Below are 14,381 nucleotides of genomic sequence, written 5' to 3' on the forward strand. Positions count from 1 at the left end.
CCCCTTAGCCAAGTTCATTGGGATCGAGCGCGCCCGGGATATTTTTAATCTCTTCCCAGCGCTCGCCTTGCAGGCGGTAGCCTGTTGCCGGACCGGCATAATCGTTCACGTCATTCACGGCCGAGAGCACCTGGCCCTCGCCAACAATGATGGCGGAAGTATGCAGGTAGTCGCCGGTGAGCTTGGCTTTCTGAATATTGAGCATGTCCTGGGCGACATCGGGGAAGCCGCCTTTCGCCAGGGCTTTCACCACTTCCAGGCCGTTGCGGTTCTTGTTGATGATCTCCTGAGCAAACTTGATGTCCTCGACGATATTGCGCTCAGGCATATCTTTTGAACCGTGGGCGTAGGTGGCGGCTTCTACTTCTTCATCCGTAATAGGCGGCAAACCCATGCCGGCAAATACCGCCTGCAGCGCGCGGGCGGCTTTGTTGCGAATGGCGATCACGTCCTCTTCACGCACCGGCCGCAGGCCGCCATCGACCTTCAGGTCGCGCTGGATCACGTTGTAGTCATCGAAGTCTTCGGCATCTTCGTTGGAACCGGCGAACATGTTGTCGTAGTTCGGCACCGCCGAGTAACCGGAGGAGATGAAGTCGGTGCCTGGCAGGAACTGCATCAGCAGACGCGCGGTACGCCGCATATCCGAGTGGGTAAAGGTTTGATCGTTGCTGGAGGCGCACTCCAGATCCAGCGCTGAGCAGATCAGGTTTTCCGCCAGTACGGCGCGGATCCCGGACGGCACGGCGGACGGTACGCCGATACAGCTGACGGAGCCATTCTGCAGGCCTTGCACCCCGGCGGCTTTGGTGATGTAGATGCAGCGCGCTTCGAGATAAAGCATCGATTTGCCTTCGGCATAGCCCATCTGTACTTCAGAACCGGAACCGGAGGTAAAGCGCATTTTCAGGCCGCGCGAGGCGTAGGAGGAGGCGAGGAAGCCTTTCGACCACGGGGTGTCATCGCCATCGGTAAACACCGGTTCCGTACCGTATACCGAAATGGTTTCGGCATAGCAGGTGTGGCCCAGCATGCCCAGTTTCAGCTCGGTGGCTTCTTCCAGCGAACACTGGGTGAGGACGCCGGGGCGGCCAACCTGTGAACCCACCAGCAGGGCGATGGCGTTGAACGGCGCGTAGCGCGCCACGGCGACGGTGGTCTCCTGTTCGTCAAAGCCGCGCCATGCGCCTTCAGCGGCGTCGGCGGCAATCTGTACCGGATTATCTTTGATATTAGTGACATGCGCCTGCTGGGACGGCGTGCGGCGGGCGCGCATTTTTTGCATCGCCATCATCATCTCGACCACGTTCATATGCGACACCACTTCCACGATTTTCGCCGGGGTCATCGCGGTAGTGAGCGGCACGATGTCGCTGCGTTTAACGTTCGGGTCGCAGAGCATGTTGGCGAGCTTAACCGAATCCATGGCCATCACTTCTTCGGCCCGGGCGAGATTAATGCCGTAGCGCGCGATAAAGTGGTCAATCAGGTCGAACTGCTCAACCGGTTTACCGTCGAGTTCGGTCACCGCGCCGTTGACGATGCGGATAGAAGGTTTGGGATCGTTAGGGCTTTCCATCGCGATAAAGCCCTCTTCAATCCACTCCTTAACGAAACCATCCTGATTCACAGGGCGTTTCGCCAGTGCTTCAAATCTTTTCGATCTCATGAATCAGCCTCGCGGGTATTAAATGTAGGAGGGGCGATCGTTTTTCGGTTCGGCGCCCAGCGTCGCCAGTACGGTTTTGCCGATTTCCCGGGCGGAGATCACCGCCTGGCGCACCGCGCCGGAGTCGCCGGAAATCACCAGAATGGCTTCGTTGCTGAAACTGGTGCCGTGGGCCGGTGAGCTGTAAGCCACCACCTCGACGTTGGCTGATTTCAGCGCGGTATCGGCCATCAGCACGCCAACGGACGCCGGGGCGCCGACGATAATGCCGCAGGCGCGGCCCAGTGGGGCACCGAACGCTTTTTCCAGGGCATAACTGGCGCGCGCGGTATACTGCAGCTCAATATGACCCGCTTCGTTGCCGTAGACATCGCCGAAGGTACGGTCCAGCTCTTTCAGCGCGACCTCAATCCCGCGTTTGACGTCGGAAACATCATTCCCGCCCAGCACAATCAGCGAGCCATGACCGGCGCCGCCTTTGGTGTCGCGAGGAAGCTCAATGCTGACCACTTCGGTGTTGGTGGCTTTGACCGCTTCATCGGCGGCCATGATGTGCGGCCCGGCGCCGGTGCGGGCGCCGAGGATGCCGATAGAGCGATAGCGTTTTTCGAGCTTCATCGCCTCCAGCAACGCGGCATCCACGTTGGCGATGACCAGCCCGAGGGTGTCGCCAATGGCGGTCCCGACAAATTCCGTTAAGCTGCAGCTTTTCTCTGCCATAGCCGTCTCTCCTGTGGGATGGGGGGTATCGGGAAGCGCCTGCTGCTCTGGCGTCGCCACACGGGCTATGACTTGCGCCATGATCTGTTCAACCAGCTCATTGCTGCTCATTGGCTATTCCCCTTCGGTAAGATTTTTTCAACATCGGTATGGGGGCGGGGAATGACGTGTACGGCTTTCACTTCGCCCACGTGGCGGGCTGCGGCGGCACCGGCACCGGCGTCGGTGGCGGCTTTAACTGCCCCCACGTCGCCACGCACGATGACGGTCACCAGGCCTGAACCGATCCTTGCATAGCCAACTAATAAAACGTTGGCCGACTTAACCATTGCGTCAGCGGCCTCTATGGCTGCGGTTAAGCCTTTGGTTTCTACCATTCCTAATGCTTCTTGTTGCATAAAGACCTCGCAGGATATGTGCCAGTGAGGGAACTATATGGCGGAGCGGCGAAAAAGAATGGCTGAGTTGATGGTGGAGAGCGAAAAAATAGTGGTTTTTATATAATATAAAATGGATTTATTTTATTTTATATCGTTGTTTTTATTTGATTTTATTGTTTGTATAAATGTGATTATATTGCAATTCACGCTCCGTATTTACATTTTAAGAGGTGATTTTTTAAATTGTTTTTGCTATGCGATATTTTGCGTGATGTGATATTTGTTGGAAAATAAGCACTGCGCTTTCGCAATTTTTTATCATTTAGTTGGAAATTAAAATACCCCCCTGAACGCCCGCCATTGCTGCAGGGATTCGCGAACAAATAGCAATAAATTATTCTTCTTCGGCGACTTTACGCCGCCCGATTTCCGCAGGATGCCAACACTTTGCCGCTGCCGGTTTCTATAGTGGGCCTCGCCGTACCCAACGAGCCAGCGGATGGTTGGCTGGCCTGGACACGAACTTCGTCACGAGGTGTCACAATGAATGGTTCTTTACGCGCGCAATGTATCGCCGAGTTTTTAGGCACCGGGCTGTTTCTGTTTTTTGGTATCTGCTGCCTGAGCGCCCTGAAACTGACCGGCGCCAGCCTGGGGCTGTGGGAGATCTGTATTATCTGGGGACTAGGTATTTCTCTGGCGGTGTACCTGACGGCCGGCATTTCGGGGGGACATCTGAACCCCGCGGTCACCGTCGCCCTGTGGCTGTTTGCCTGCTTCCCGGGCAGAAAAGTGGTGCCCTATATCGTGGCTCAGGTCGCCGGCGCGTTTGGCGGCGCCGTGCTGGCCTGGATACTTTACAGCACCCTGTTTACGCAATTTGAAACGGTGCATCATATGGTGCGCGGCAGCCTGGAAAGCCTGCAGCTGGCCAGTATATTCAGCACCTACCCGGCGCCTGAGCTCAGCATCTGGCATGCGGCGCTGGTGGAGGTGGTGATCACCTCGATGCTGATGGGGATGATCATGGCGCTCACCGATGATGGCAACGGCGTACCCAAGGGCCCACTGGCGCCGCTGTTGATTGGCATTCTGGTGGCGGTGATCGGCGCCTCGACCGGGCCGCTTACCGGCTTCGCGATGAATCCGGCACGCGATTTTGGCCCGAAATTGTTCACCTGGTTCGCCGGGTGGGGCAATATCGCCATGACCGGGGGAAGAGATATTCCCTATTTTATCGTGCCCATTATCGCACCGTTGTTAGGGGCCTGCCTCGGCGCCGCAATTTATCGTTTTCTTATCGCCAATAATCTGCCCTGTCATACCTGCGTGGAGGAAGAAAATACGCGTTAGCGTCATAAGGGGAATGTATCTGTGAAATAGCCAGGCTAATTTCATGAACCGATATCACGAACCGCTCAAAAAGTCTCCCCGGGTTGGGAGACTTTTGTTATTGTCAATGCACTTTTTTATCGTCGATGGGATCTGATGCTAAAAAAGGTAAATATGAAAAATATGTTTTATTTATAACAAAAAATTAACTGAGGGGTTTTATCATGATTTCTGCGAGTACCCTAAACTCAGAACTCATCAATAAAATCGCACAGGATTTTGCGCAAGCCACCAGTCTGGCGGTTGTGGTCGTCAATATTCACGGTGATGAGATTTCTGAATTGTTTAATTTCACGCCGTTTTGCCAGCTGATGCGTCAGCACCCGGAGCACAGCGGACGCTGTCGCATGAGCGACCGCTGCGGCGGGCTGGAAGCCTCGAAAAAAGACCAGCTGTGTATCTACCGCTGTCATGCGGGGTTAACCGATTTTTCCATCCCGCTGGTGATTGCCGGCCACCTGGTCGGTTTCGTGCTGTGCGGGCAGGTGCGTCTGAGCAATGATGTTGAACTGGTTGATATCTTGAACGTCGATGACCGCTGGCAGGACGATCCGGCGCTGGTCCAGGCGTTTCGCGATGTGCCGGAGATGGACTATTCGCGGGTTATCGCTTCGGCGGATCTGCTGAAGCTGATCGTCGAGAATTGCCTGAAAAAACAGCTCAACTTTGTGGTTATCAAAGATAACCCGTCGCAGAACGACCCGGCGCAGGCCAGCCGGGCGCCCTCGCCGCACGATGGCAAAATGAAGAAGGCGCTGCGCTATATCGACGCGCATCTCTCCGATGAGCTGCGTCTGGAGGATGTGGCGGCGCATGTCTATCTCAGCCCGTACTACTTCAGCAAACTGTTTAAAAAGTATCAGGGGATCGGTTTTAACGCCTGGGTCAATCAGCAGCGGATGGCGAGCGCAAAAGAGCTGCTATGCCACAGCGACTGGAGCATCGCCAGCATCGCGCGGAATTTAGGTTTTTCGCAAACCAGCTATTTTTGCAAAGTGTTTCGCCAGACCTATCAGGTAACGCCGCAGGCATTTCGTCAGCAAATTAATGCCGGATCACAAACTGAGTCTTTTTAAATGACAATATTTTGCTATTGCCGATTTTTGATATCCCCGAGTATCTTCATCAATATAAAATGAAAAAAACGACAGTAGAGCAATAAATTGTCATAGCGCAACAAAATAGTGATATTCGAGGGGTAAACTACACCAGTTTTTATTTTTGTGATGAGATAGAGTGTCCGTTAATACGAGACAGCTGATTATCACAACACCGCTTTCCTTCACTGACGTCATTGTGACGAGTGATGAAACGGTAAAAGAAAACATAAAGTAATACCCGTCGATGCAGGGCGCATCGGCGAAACAAACCGACAGGTTCGACACCAGTTTGGTGTCAGGGAAGGGGGTGTAAATCCCCCGCAGCCCCCGCTGCTGTGATGCTGACGACCCCGCAAAAACCACTGATCGAAAGATTGGGAAGGGCGGGCGAGAACGAGGCTAAGCCAGAAGACCTGCCTGCCGGTAACTGACCAACAACTTCGGTGGGAAGTGGGTGGCTTAGCGGTGCGTGGTCGCAGGACCAGGCATGCGCGTAGCTATACCCTGACCGCCAGAACAGGACAGGGTATGGCAACCAGGCGTGCGTTCATTCTTGCGGGTACCGGCAGCGGTTGTGGCAAAACCACCGTTACGCTCGGCCTGCTCAGCTTGCTCCAACAGCGCGGTATGCGGGTGCAACCCTGTAAAGTCGGGCCTGACTACCTGGATACCGCCTGGCACACCGCCATCAGCGGCATCGCTTCCCGCAATCTCGACAGCTTTATGCTTCCCGCCCCGATACTCAACGCGCTGTTTACCGAACAGCTACAGCAGGCCGACATCGCGGTTATCGAAGGGGTGATGGGCCTGTATGACGGCTACGGCACCGACCCTAACTACTGCAGCAGCGCGGCAATGGCTAAGCAGCTTGGCTGCCCGGTGATTTTGCTGGTGGATGGCAAAGCGGTGTCGACCTCCATCGCCGCCACGGTGATGGGTTTTCAACATTTTGATCCGGCTCTCGACATCGCTGGCGTTATCGTCAATCGGGTCAACAGCGACGCGCACTTCCAGCTGCTGAAAAGCGCCATTGAGCGCTACTGTCGGGTGCCAGTGCTCGGCTATGTGCCGCGCGTGGAAGGCGTAGCGCTGCCCGAACGACATCTGGGGCTGGTGACCGCCCGCGAGTCGGTGGTCAATCAGCAGGCATGGCGGGATTTTGCCAGCCTGCTGGGGCGCACCCTCGACATAGACCGGCTGCTGGCCCTCAGCGAACTGGCCGCCATGCCGATCGGCGAGTGGGGAGAACAGCTTGCCGCCGATGCCGGCGAAGGACTGACGCTGGCCCTCGCCGACGATGAGGCCTTCAATTTTTATTACCCCGATAACCTGGCGCTGCTGGCGCGCTGCGGCGTGAAGATGGTGCGCTTTAGTCCACTGCGCGATCGCCAACTGCCGGCCTGCCAGATGATCTGGCTCGGCGGCGGCTATCCGGAGCTGCATGCGGCCGGGCTATCCGCTAACCACGAGATGCTGACACAGCTTCGCGCGGCGCACCGGCGCGGGGTGGCGATCTACGCCGAGTGCGGCGGCCTGATGTATCTGGGCACGACCCTGGAAGTCACCAGCGGCGAGCGCTACACGATGGCGGATATTATTCCCGGACACAGCCGAATGGGGACGCGTCTGACCCGGTTCGGCTACTGCGAAGCGCAGGCGCAGCAGCAGACGCTGCTGGCAGCCCCTGGCGAGTGGCTGCGCGGCCATGAATTTCATTACTCCGATTTTTCTCCCGCCACCCCCGCCGTACTGGCCTGCCGTAAACAGCGAGACGGTAAGACGCTCCAGCAGTGGCAGGGAGGATGGCAGTCCGGCAGCGCCTTTGCCAGCTATCTCCATGTCCATTTTGCCCAGCGTCCCACCATGCTTAACCACTGGTTGCGGGCAGCAAGGAGGGCGCTATGACCCTTCTCGCCTGGTGTGTAGCCTGGATACTTGATGTCGTCATTGGCGATCCGCCGCACTGGCCGCATCCGGTGCGCTGGATAGGTCGCCTGATCGCCGTCAGCCAGCGTGTAGTGCGACGCGTCTGCCATAGCGACCGGGCGCTGCGCATCGGCGGCGGGGTGATGTGGCTGGTGGTGATCGGTCTGACATGGGGCGTGGCCTGGGGCGTACTGGCGCTGGCGCACGGGATCCACCCCTGGCTTGGATGGCTGGTGGAAGTGTGGATGATCTTCACCGCGCTGGCGGGACGCTGTCTGGCACAGTCGGCGATGGCGGTGGCCCGGCCGCTGCAGGCCGGAGATCTCGCCGAAAGCCGGCATAAGCTCTCCTGGATTGTCGGGCGCGATACCTCTCAGCTCCAGCCAGCGCAGATCAACCGTGCGGTGGTGGAGACCGTGGCGGAGAACACGGTGGATGGCATTATCGCGCCGCTCTTTTTCCTGCTCCTCGGCGGCGCGCCGCTGGCCATGGCCTATAAAGCGGTCAACACCCTCGATTCCATGGTCGGCTATAAACACGAAAAATACCGGGCGATCGGCATGGTCAGCGCTCGTCTTGATGATGTAGCCAACTTCCTTCCCGCCCGGCTGAGCTGGCTGCTGCTCAGCCTTGCCGCGGTGCTATGCCGGGAAGATGGCGCCCGGGCGCTGCGTACGGGCTGGCGCGATCGCTATCAGCACAGCAGTCCTAACTGCGCCTGGCCGGAAGCGACCGTCGCCGGCGCGCTGGGGATCCGCCTTGGCGGCCCGAACGATTACTTCGGCCAGCGCGTTGAAAAGCCCTGGATAGGCGACGCCGTCCGCGACATCGCGGTGGACGATATTTCCCGAACCATTCGATTAATGTGGGTGGCGTCAAGCCTGGCGCTGGCGCTGTTTATCGGCGTGCGCTACTGGCTGGTCGGCGCGGCCTGAGGAGAACCTGATGCAGTACATCCAACAACCGCAGGCGATCGAGGCGAAAAGCTTCGACATCATCAGCGAGATCATCGCCGAAACGCGACCGGACTACCGTTTCGCCAGCCCGCTGCACGAGGCGATTATCAAGCGGGTGATCCACACCACCGCTGACTTCGACTGGCTGGATATTCTGTGGTTTTCTCCGGATGCCCTGATCGCGCTGAGTGAGGCCTTGAGCCGGCCCTGCACGCTGTATACCGATACCACCATGGCGCTGTCCGGGATCAACAAAACCCTGCTGGCCCGCTTTGGCGGCGAATGCCGCTGCTATATCAGCGACCCGCGGGTGGTGCGCGAGGCGCAAAGCCGGGGGATGACCCGCTCGATGGCGGCGGTGGATATTGCGGTGCAGGAGCCCGGGGAGAAAGTGTTCGTCTTCGGCAATGCGCCAACCGCGCTGTTTCGCCTGCTGGAACATCGCGAGACCGCCATCGGCGGTGTGGTGGGGGTGCCGGTCGGGTTCGTCGGCGCCGCGGAGTCGAAAGCGGCGCTCAGCGAGAGCGGCCTGCCGGCCATCGCCGCGCTCGGCCGCAAAGGGGGAAGCAACGTGGCGGCAGCGATTGTGAACGCTCTGCTTTACCACCTGCGGGAGGCGCAATGAGCGATCAGACCTTTGACGCCCCGGTGTGGCATCACGGCAAAGCGCTGCGCAAGGGCTACACCACCGGCTCCTGCGCCACAGCGGCGGCAAAAGTGGCGGCGCTGATGGTGATGCGCCAGCATCTGATTCATCAGGTCTCGATCGTCACCCCCTCCGGCGTCACCCTGTGCCTGAACGTTGAGTCCCCGCACGTCGAAGGGCAGCAGGCGGTCGCCGCGATCCGTAAAGACGGCGGCGATGATGTCGACGCCACCCACGGCATGCTGATTTTTGCCCGGGTCACCCTCAATGACAGCGGAGAGATTAGCCTGCAGGGCGGGGAGGGTATCGGCACGGTGACCCGCAAAGGGATCGGCCTGCCGACAGGCAGCCCGGCGATAAACCGCACTCCGCGGCACACCATCGAGACCGCCGTGCGCGAAGCGATAGGTCCTACCCGCGGCGCGCAGGTGGAGATTTTTGCTCCGGAAGGCGTACTTCGCGCGCAAAAAACCTATAACGCCCGGCTGGGGATCCTCGGCGGGATCTCGATTATCGGCACCACGGGGATCGTTACCCCGATGTCGGAAGAGAGCTGGAAGCGCTCGCTCTCCCTCGAGCTGGAGATAAAACGCGCCGCCGGGCTGGAGCGCGTGGTGCTGGTGCCGGGCAACCACGGTGAGCGTTTTGTCCGCGAGCAGATGGGCATCGACCCGCAGATGGTGGTCACCATGAGCAACTTCGTCGGCTACATGATTGAAGAGGCGGTTCGGCTCGGTTTCCGCCAGATTGTGCTCATTGGCCATCCCGGCAAACTGATCAAAATCGCCGCCGGGATCTTTCATACCCACAGCCATATCGCCGATGCGCGGATGGAAACTCTCGTCGCTCATCTGGCGCTGCTTGGCGCGCCGCTGCCGCTGCTGACGCTGGTCAGCGAGTGCGACACTACCGAAGCGGCAATGGAGCATATCGACGCCTGGGGATACCAGCGCCTCTATAACCATCTGGCTGAGCGAATCTGCCAGCGTGTTCTTGAGATGCTGCGCTTCACTCAGCAACCGCCCACCTGCGACGCGGTTCTGTTTTCTTTTGATAACCAGGTACTGGGCAGCAGCCGTCCGCTGGAGGCGATTGCCCGGGAGCTGACATGTTGACGGTCGTGGGAATGGGCCCGGCGGGGCTGCAGTGGCTGATCCCGGCCGCGCGCGAGGCAATCGCCGCCGCTGAGGCGCTGGTGGGCGGCAGCCGCCATCTCCAGCAGTTTCCCGACTTCGCCGGCGAGCGCTTCGCGCTGGGGGCCGATATGCCGGCGCTGCTGGCGTGGATTGAGGCCCGTACCGGGCGCCGCGTCGTGGTGCTGGCCTCTGGCGACCCGCTGTTCTATGGCATTGGCACCCGGCTGATTGCCCATTTTGGCCGGGAACGAGTGCAGGTGATCCCCGGCATCAGCGCGGTGCAGTACCTCTGCGCCCGGGCGGGCATCGACATGAACGATATGTGGCTGACCAGCAGCCATGGCCGGGCGGTGAGCTTCGATGCTCTGGCCGCCCACCGGAAAGTCGCCATGGTGACCGACGGCCGCTGCGGACCGCGGGAGATAGCCGCCCAGCTGATGGCCCGCGGCAAAGGCCATCGCTGGATGGTGATAGGCGAGAACCTGGCGATGGAAAACGAGCGGATCCACTGGCTGCCGGTCAGCGCCGTGGAGGACGAATATGAGATGAATGCGGTGGTGATCCTCGATGAAAGATGAGCTGTTTTTGCGCGGCGCCCAGGTGCCGATGACCAAAGAGGCCGTGCGCGCGCTGGCGCTGGCGAAGCTGGAGCTGCACCGGGCGCGCCATCTGATTGATATCGGCGCGGGCACCGGCAGCGTCAGCATTGAGGCTGCTCTACAGAACCCGGCGCTGCGGGTGACGGCGATTGAGCGTCAGGCCGACGCGCTGCGCCTGCTGGCGGAGAACCGGCAGCGCTTTGGCTGCGACAACATCGCTATCGTGGCGGGCGTTGCGCCGCTGGCGGTCGCCGACAAAGCCGACGCGATCTTTATGGGGGGCAGCGGCGGCCACCTGACGGCGCTGATCGACTGGTCGCTGGCGCAGCTGCATCCCGGCGGCCGGCTGGTGATGACTTTTATTTTGCAGGAAAACCTTCATAGCGCCCTGGCGCACCTGCGGCAGAGCGGCATCCACGAGGTGGACTGCCAGCAGCTGGCGGTCTCCACCCTGGCTACCCTGGGCAGCGGCCACTACTTCAAACCCCATAATCCCGTTTTTGTCATCGCCTGTCAGAAGGAAGAAAACCATGGCTGAGACTTTTGATCCCCATTGCGTGTGGTTCGTCGGCGCCGGTCCGGGCGATCGCGAACTGATTACTCTCAAAGGCTACCGTCTGCTACAGCAGGCGCAGGTAGTGATCTACGCCGGGTCGCTGATCAACACCGAGCTACTGGCCTACTGTCCGCCACAGGCGGAGTGCCACGACAGCGCCGCGCTGCATCTGGAGCAGATCCTCGACCTGATGGAGGCGGGGGTGAAGGCGGGAAAAACGGTGGTGCGTCTGCAGACGGGCGACGTCTCGCTATATGGCTCGGTGCGCGAGCAGGGCGAAGAGCTGACCCGCCGCGGGATCCGCTGGCAGGTGGTGCCGGGCGTCAGCGCTTTCCTCGGCGCGGCGGCGGAGCTGGGGGTGGAGTACACGGTACCCGAAGTCTCGCAGAGTCTGATTATTACCCGTCTGGAAGGGCGCACGCCGGTTCCCGCGCGCGAACAGCTGGAAGCCTTTGCCAGCCATCAAACCTCGATGGCGATTTACCTGTCGGTGCAACGTATTCACCGGGTGGCGGAGCGGCTGGTGGAGGGCGGCTACCCCGCGACCACCCCGGTCGCGGTGATCTACAAGGCCACCTGGCCGGAAAGCCAGACCGTCCGCGGTACCCTCGCGGACATCGGCGACAAAGTACGCGACGCCGGGATCCGCAAAACGGCGCTGATCCTGGTCGGCCCCTTCCTCGGCGATGAGTATCACTACTCAAAACTGTACGCAGCGGATTTTAGCCATGAATACCGTAAAGCCTGAATCCATTGCCCTGTTTTGCCTGACGCCCGGCGGCGTGCGGCTGGCAAAACGGCTGGCGGCCATGCTGCCGCTTACCTGTTACAGCAGCGAAGCGCTGCAGGAAGAGGGGTTTATCCCCTTCAACGGCGGCTTTGCCAGCGCTGCCCGCGAGGCGTTCAGCAGCTTCTCGGCGCTGATTTTTATCGGCGCCACCGGGATTGCCGTGCGGGTGCTGGCCCCGCTGGTGAATGACAAGCTCAGCGACCCGGCGGTGGTGGTGATTGATGAGCGCGCCCGGCACGTCATCAGCTTGCTCTCCGGCCATGCCGGGGGGGCCAATGCGCTGACCCGCTATCTCGCCGGGATGCTCGACGCCGACCCGGTGATCACCACCGCCACCGATGTCAACGAGCTGGCCGCCCTCGACACGCTGGCCTTCCAGCTGAACGCCCGGATGACCGATTTTCGCGCGGCGGTGAAAACCGTTAACCAGATGCTGGTGAGCGGTAAGCGGGTGGGGCTGTGGTGCGACGGCGAATTCACCGGGGCGCTAAGCCGCTGCGACCGGCGCGGGTTTATCCCGGTAAGCGACCTGGCGCGCTTGCCGGCGCTTGACGCCCTGATCTGCGTCACCCTGCGCCGGTCGCTGCCGCCGCTGCCGGTGCCTCACTGGAAGCTGGTGCCCCAGCGGGTGGTGGCGGGGATCGGCTGTCGGCGCGACACCCCCTGCGCGCTGCTCAGTACGTTGCTGGATCGCCAGCTTGCCGCTCAGCGTCTTGACCCGCTGGCGCTGAAAGCGATCGGCAGCGTGAGCCTGAAGGCAAACGAGCCGGGGTTGCGCCAGCTGGCTCACCGCTGCCGGGTGCCGTTCGAAACCTTCAGCGCCGAGGCGCTGCGCGAGCACGAGCACCGCTTTCCGGCCTCGTCTTTTGTCCGGGAGACGGTCGGCGTCGGCAGCGTCTCCGGCCCGGTGGCCTGGCTGCTGAGTCAGGGAAACCTGTCCGGCGAAACCCTGCGTGAGCAGGGCGTGACCATTACTTTGGGAGTAACACACTGATGTTAAGCGTAATCGGAATTGGCCCTGGCTCGCAGGCGATGATGACCATGGAAGCCGTGGAGGCCCTGCAGGCGGCAGAGATCGTGGTGGGCTACAAGACCTACACCCACCTGGTGAAAGCCTTTACCGGCGACAAGCAGGTGATCAAAACCGGCATGTGCAAAGAGATTGAGCGCTGCCAGGCGGCCATCGAGCTGGCGCAGGCCGGGCACAACGTTGCGCTGATCAGCAGCGGCGACGCCGGCATCTACGGCATGGCGGGGCTGGTGCTGGAGCTGGTTAATAAGCAGCAGCTGGACATTGAGGTCCGTCTGATCCCAGGGATGACGGCCAGTATCGCCGCCGCCTCGCTGCTCGGCGCGCCGCTGATGCATGATTTCTGCCATATCAGCCTTAGCGATCTGCTGACGCCCTGGCCGGTGATTGAAAAACGCATAGTCGCCGCCGGGGAAGCGGACTTCGTTATCTGTTTCTACAACCCTCGCAGCCGCGGCCGCGAAGGACATCTGGCGCGCGCCTTTGCGCTGCTGGCGGCCAGTAAAAGCGCAGATACGCCGGTCGGCGTAGTCAAATCCGCCGGACGCAAAAAGCAGGAGAAATGGCTGACCACCCTCGGGGAGATGGATTTTGCCCCAGTGGATATGACCAGTCTGGTGATCGTTGGCAACAAAGCGACTTACATCGACAACGGCCTGATGATCACCCCGCGAGGCTACGCGCTGTGAATCACGGCGACGTGCTGGTTATCGGGGGCACCAGCGATGCGCGGGCGATCTGCCAGCAGCTGGACGCCGCCGACGTGCGCTACACCCTGTCGGTGGCAACCCCTACCGGCGAGCGGCTGGCCGGCGATATCCGCGGGCAGATACGCTGCGGGCGTATGGAGTGGCAGCAGATGGCGGAGTGGCTCAGAGCGCAGCGCACCCGCTGGGTGATCGATGCCTCTCACCCCTACGCCGAGGTGGTCAGCCAGAATATTGTGCGCGCCTGCGCCAGCGTCGGGGTTCTGCTCAGCCGCTATCAAAGGCCGGAGCAGCTGAGCGATCTGCGCCATCCGTTACTTCACGTGGTCGGCGATCTGAACGAGGCCTGCGCGGTGGCTCGTCGCCTCGGCGAGCGGATCCTGCTGACCACCGGCAGCAAAGATCTGGCGGCCTGGCGGGCGGGACTGGCGGAGAAAACGCTGCTCGCCCGGGTGCTGCCGGTGCCGGAGGTGGTTCAGCACTGTAGCGATCTGGGGTTTGGCGTCGGGGAGATCTTCGCCCTCTGCGGGCCGTTCAGCGCCGAATTTAACGCCGCCTTTTATCGCCAGTGCCGGGCCGATGTTGTGGTGACGAAAGCCTCGGGGGCGGAAGGAGGCTATCAGGAAAAAGTACAACCCTGTCTTGATGCGGGGATCCCCTGCATCGTCATTACCCGTCCGGCGCCGCTGGTGACGGGCGATGAACTACTGCAAAGCCAGGCCGATTTCACTGCGCGGCTGACGCGCTGGCTGTCGGCGACTTGAGGAAGAGGAT

General features: G+C 60.5%; 15 protein-coding genes and 1 riboswitch. Of the genes, 12 read left to right on the plus strand and 3 right to left on the minus strand.

What is annotated here, in order from left to right; all coding sequences use genetic code 11:
• Window positions 1-4: 4 nt before the first annotated feature.
• From pduC to pduA, 3 genes are read right to left on the minus strand one after another with little or no spacing between them, the layout of a single operon-like run.
• Window positions 5-1,669, minus strand: coding sequence for a propanediol dehydratase large subunit PduC (gene pduC, locus ACR809_RS04735; protein WP_002915744.1), 1,665 nt, complete (start codon window positions 1,667-1,669; stop codon window positions 5-7).
• Window positions 1,670-1,687: 18 nt separating this feature from the next.
• The gene (gene pduB, locus ACR809_RS04740; protein ID WP_002915739.1) at window positions 1,688-2,500 is read right to left on the minus strand and encodes a propanediol utilization microcompartment protein PduB; all 813 of its coding nucleotides are present in this window, start codon (window positions 2,498-2,500) and stop codon (window positions 1,688-1,690) included.
• Window positions 2,497-2,787, minus strand: a complete 291-nt coding sequence (pduA, locus tag ACR809_RS04745) for a propanediol utilization microcompartment protein PduA (protein ID WP_122051083.1) — start codon at window positions 2,785-2,787, stop codon at window positions 2,497-2,499. The genes pduB and pduA overlap by 4 nt, the downstream gene beginning before the upstream one ends.
• 525 nt (window positions 2,788-3,312) lie before the next feature.
• On the opposite strand from pduA, the gene pduF reads away from it, so the two are divergent.
• The 12 genes from pduF to ACR809_RS04805 all read left to right on the plus strand — a co-directional run bounded on the left by pduF (window position 3,313) and on the right by ACR809_RS04805 (window position 14,371).
• The gene (gene pduF, locus ACR809_RS04750) at window positions 3,313-4,122 is read left to right on the plus strand and encodes a propanediol diffusion facilitator PduF (RefSeq protein ID WP_002915732.1); all 810 of its coding nucleotides are present in this window, start codon (window positions 3,313-3,315) and stop codon (window positions 4,120-4,122) included.
• A 203-nt stretch (window positions 4,123-4,325) separates the two neighbouring features.
• The gene (gene pocR, locus ACR809_RS04755) at window positions 4,326-5,237 is read left to right on the plus strand and encodes a transcriptional regulator PocR (RefSeq protein ID WP_004181164.1); all 912 of its coding nucleotides are present in this window, start codon (window positions 4,326-4,328) and stop codon (window positions 5,235-5,237) included.
• 281 nt (window positions 5,238-5,518) lie between these two features.
• Window positions 5,519-5,696: riboswitch (cobalamin riboswitch) on the plus strand.
• A 93-nt stretch (window positions 5,697-5,789) separates the two neighbouring features.
• Window positions 5,790-7,166 (plus strand): cobyrinate a,c-diamide synthase, encoded by a 1,377-nt coding sequence (locus tag ACR809_RS04760; protein WP_004185466.1) that lies wholly within the window; start codon window positions 5,790-5,792, stop codon window positions 7,164-7,166.
• Entirely contained in the window at window positions 7,163-8,122 is a 960-nt protein-coding gene (gene cbiB / locus ACR809_RS04765) for an adenosylcobinamide-phosphate synthase CbiB (protein WP_002915724.1), read from the plus strand. The genes ACR809_RS04760 and cbiB overlap by 4 nt, the downstream gene beginning before the upstream one ends.
• A gap of 10 nt (window positions 8,123-8,132) precedes the next feature.
• The gene (locus ACR809_RS04770) at window positions 8,133-8,768 is read left to right on the plus strand and encodes a cobalt-precorrin-8 methylmutase (protein ID WP_002915711.1); all 636 of its coding nucleotides are present in this window, start codon (window positions 8,133-8,135) and stop codon (window positions 8,766-8,768) included.
• On the plus strand, window positions 8,765-9,904 hold the full coding sequence (cbiD, locus tag ACR809_RS04775) for a cobalt-precorrin-5B (C(1))-methyltransferase CbiD (protein WP_002915708.1): 1,140 nt from the start codon (window positions 8,765-8,767) through the stop codon (window positions 9,902-9,904). The genes ACR809_RS04770 and cbiD overlap by 4 nt, the downstream gene beginning before the upstream one ends.
• Window positions 9,898-10,503: a cobalt-precorrin-7 (C(5))-methyltransferase gene (locus ACR809_RS04780; RefSeq protein ID WP_004174583.1), complete on the plus strand. Its 606-nt coding sequence runs from the start codon at window positions 9,898-9,900 to the stop codon at window positions 10,501-10,503. The genes cbiD and ACR809_RS04780 overlap by 7 nt, the downstream gene beginning before the upstream one ends.
• Window positions 10,493-11,062: a decarboxylating cobalt-precorrin-6B (C(15))-methyltransferase gene (locus tag ACR809_RS04785; RefSeq protein ID WP_002915684.1), complete on the plus strand. Its 570-nt coding sequence runs from the start codon at window positions 10,493-10,495 to the stop codon at window positions 11,060-11,062. The genes ACR809_RS04780 and ACR809_RS04785 overlap by 11 nt, the downstream gene beginning before the upstream one ends.
• Window positions 11,055-11,828 (plus strand): cobalt-precorrin-4 methyltransferase, encoded by a 774-nt coding sequence (locus ACR809_RS04790; protein WP_004149602.1) that lies wholly within the window; start codon window positions 11,055-11,057, stop codon window positions 11,826-11,828. Before ACR809_RS04785 ends, ACR809_RS04790 begins: the two co-directional genes overlap by 8 nt.
• Window positions 11,809-12,864, plus strand: coding sequence for a cobalt-precorrin 5A hydrolase (gene cbiG / locus ACR809_RS04795; RefSeq protein WP_080893685.1), 1,056 nt, complete (start codon window positions 11,809-11,811; stop codon window positions 12,862-12,864). The genes ACR809_RS04790 and cbiG overlap by 20 nt, the downstream gene beginning before the upstream one ends.
• The gene (locus ACR809_RS04800; protein WP_004143930.1) at window positions 12,864-13,589 is read left to right on the plus strand and encodes a precorrin-3B C(17)-methyltransferase; all 726 of its coding nucleotides are present in this window, start codon (window positions 12,864-12,866) and stop codon (window positions 13,587-13,589) included. The genes cbiG and ACR809_RS04800 overlap by 1 nt, the downstream gene beginning before the upstream one ends.
• Entirely contained in the window at window positions 13,586-14,371 is a 786-nt protein-coding gene (locus ACR809_RS04805; RefSeq protein ID WP_002915627.1) for a cobalt-precorrin-6A reductase, read from the plus strand. Before ACR809_RS04800 ends, ACR809_RS04805 begins: the two co-directional genes overlap by 4 nt.
• The last annotated feature ends 10 nt before the right edge of the window (window positions 14,372-14,381 follow it).

The organism is Klebsiella sp. CD33, assembly GCF_051992865.1.
In the GTDB taxonomy this organism is placed as follows: domain Bacteria; phylum Pseudomonadota; class Gammaproteobacteria; order Enterobacterales; family Enterobacteriaceae; genus Klebsiella; species Klebsiella pneumoniae.

Excerpts from the sequence above, each read along its gene's own strand:
- ACR809_RS04785 (WP_002915684.1), top strand. The coding sequence starts at position 10,493 with ATGAAAGATGAGCTGTTTTTGCGCGGCGCCCAGGTGCCGATGACCAAA.
- ACR809_RS04800 (WP_004143930.1), top strand. The coding sequence starts at position 12,864 with ATGTTAAGCGTAATCGGAATTGGCCCTGGCTCGCAGGCGATGATGACC.
- ACR809_RS04770 (WP_002915711.1), top strand. The coding sequence starts at position 8,133 with ATGCAGTACATCCAACAACCGCAGGCGATCGAGGCGAAAAGCTTCGAC.
- pduF (WP_002915732.1), top strand. The coding sequence starts at position 3,313 with ATGAATGGTTCTTTACGCGCGCAATGTATCGCCGAGTTTTTAGGCACC.
- cbiG (WP_080893685.1), top strand. The coding sequence starts at position 11,809 with ATGAATACCGTAAAGCCTGAATCCATTGCCCTGTTTTGCCTGACGCCC.
- ACR809_RS04790 (WP_004149602.1), top strand. The coding sequence starts at position 11,055 with ATGGCTGAGACTTTTGATCCCCATTGCGTGTGGTTCGTCGGCGCCGGT.
- ACR809_RS04760 (WP_004185466.1), top strand. The coding sequence starts at position 5,790 with ATGGCAACCAGGCGTGCGTTCATTCTTGCGGGTACCGGCAGCGGTTGT.
- pduB (WP_002915739.1), bottom strand. The coding sequence starts at position 2,500 with ATGAGCAGCAATGAGCTGGTTGAACAGATCATGGCGCAAGTCATAGCC.
- cbiB (WP_002915724.1), top strand. The coding sequence starts at position 7,163 with ATGACCCTTCTCGCCTGGTGTGTAGCCTGGATACTTGATGTCGTCATT.
- pocR (WP_004181164.1), top strand. The coding sequence starts at position 4,326 with ATGATTTCTGCGAGTACCCTAAACTCAGAACTCATCAATAAAATCGCA.
- cbiD (WP_002915708.1), top strand. The coding sequence starts at position 8,765 with ATGAGCGATCAGACCTTTGACGCCCCGGTGTGGCATCACGGCAAAGCG.
- pduA (WP_122051083.1), bottom strand. The coding sequence starts at position 2,787 with ATGCAACAAGAAGCATTAGGAATGGTAGAAACCAAAGGCTTAACCGCA.
- pduC (WP_002915744.1), bottom strand. The coding sequence starts at position 1,669 with ATGAGATCGAAAAGATTTGAAGCACTGGCGAAACGCCCTGTGAATCAG.
- ACR809_RS04780 (WP_004174583.1), top strand. The coding sequence starts at position 9,898 with ATGTTGACGGTCGTGGGAATGGGCCCGGCGGGGCTGCAGTGGCTGATC.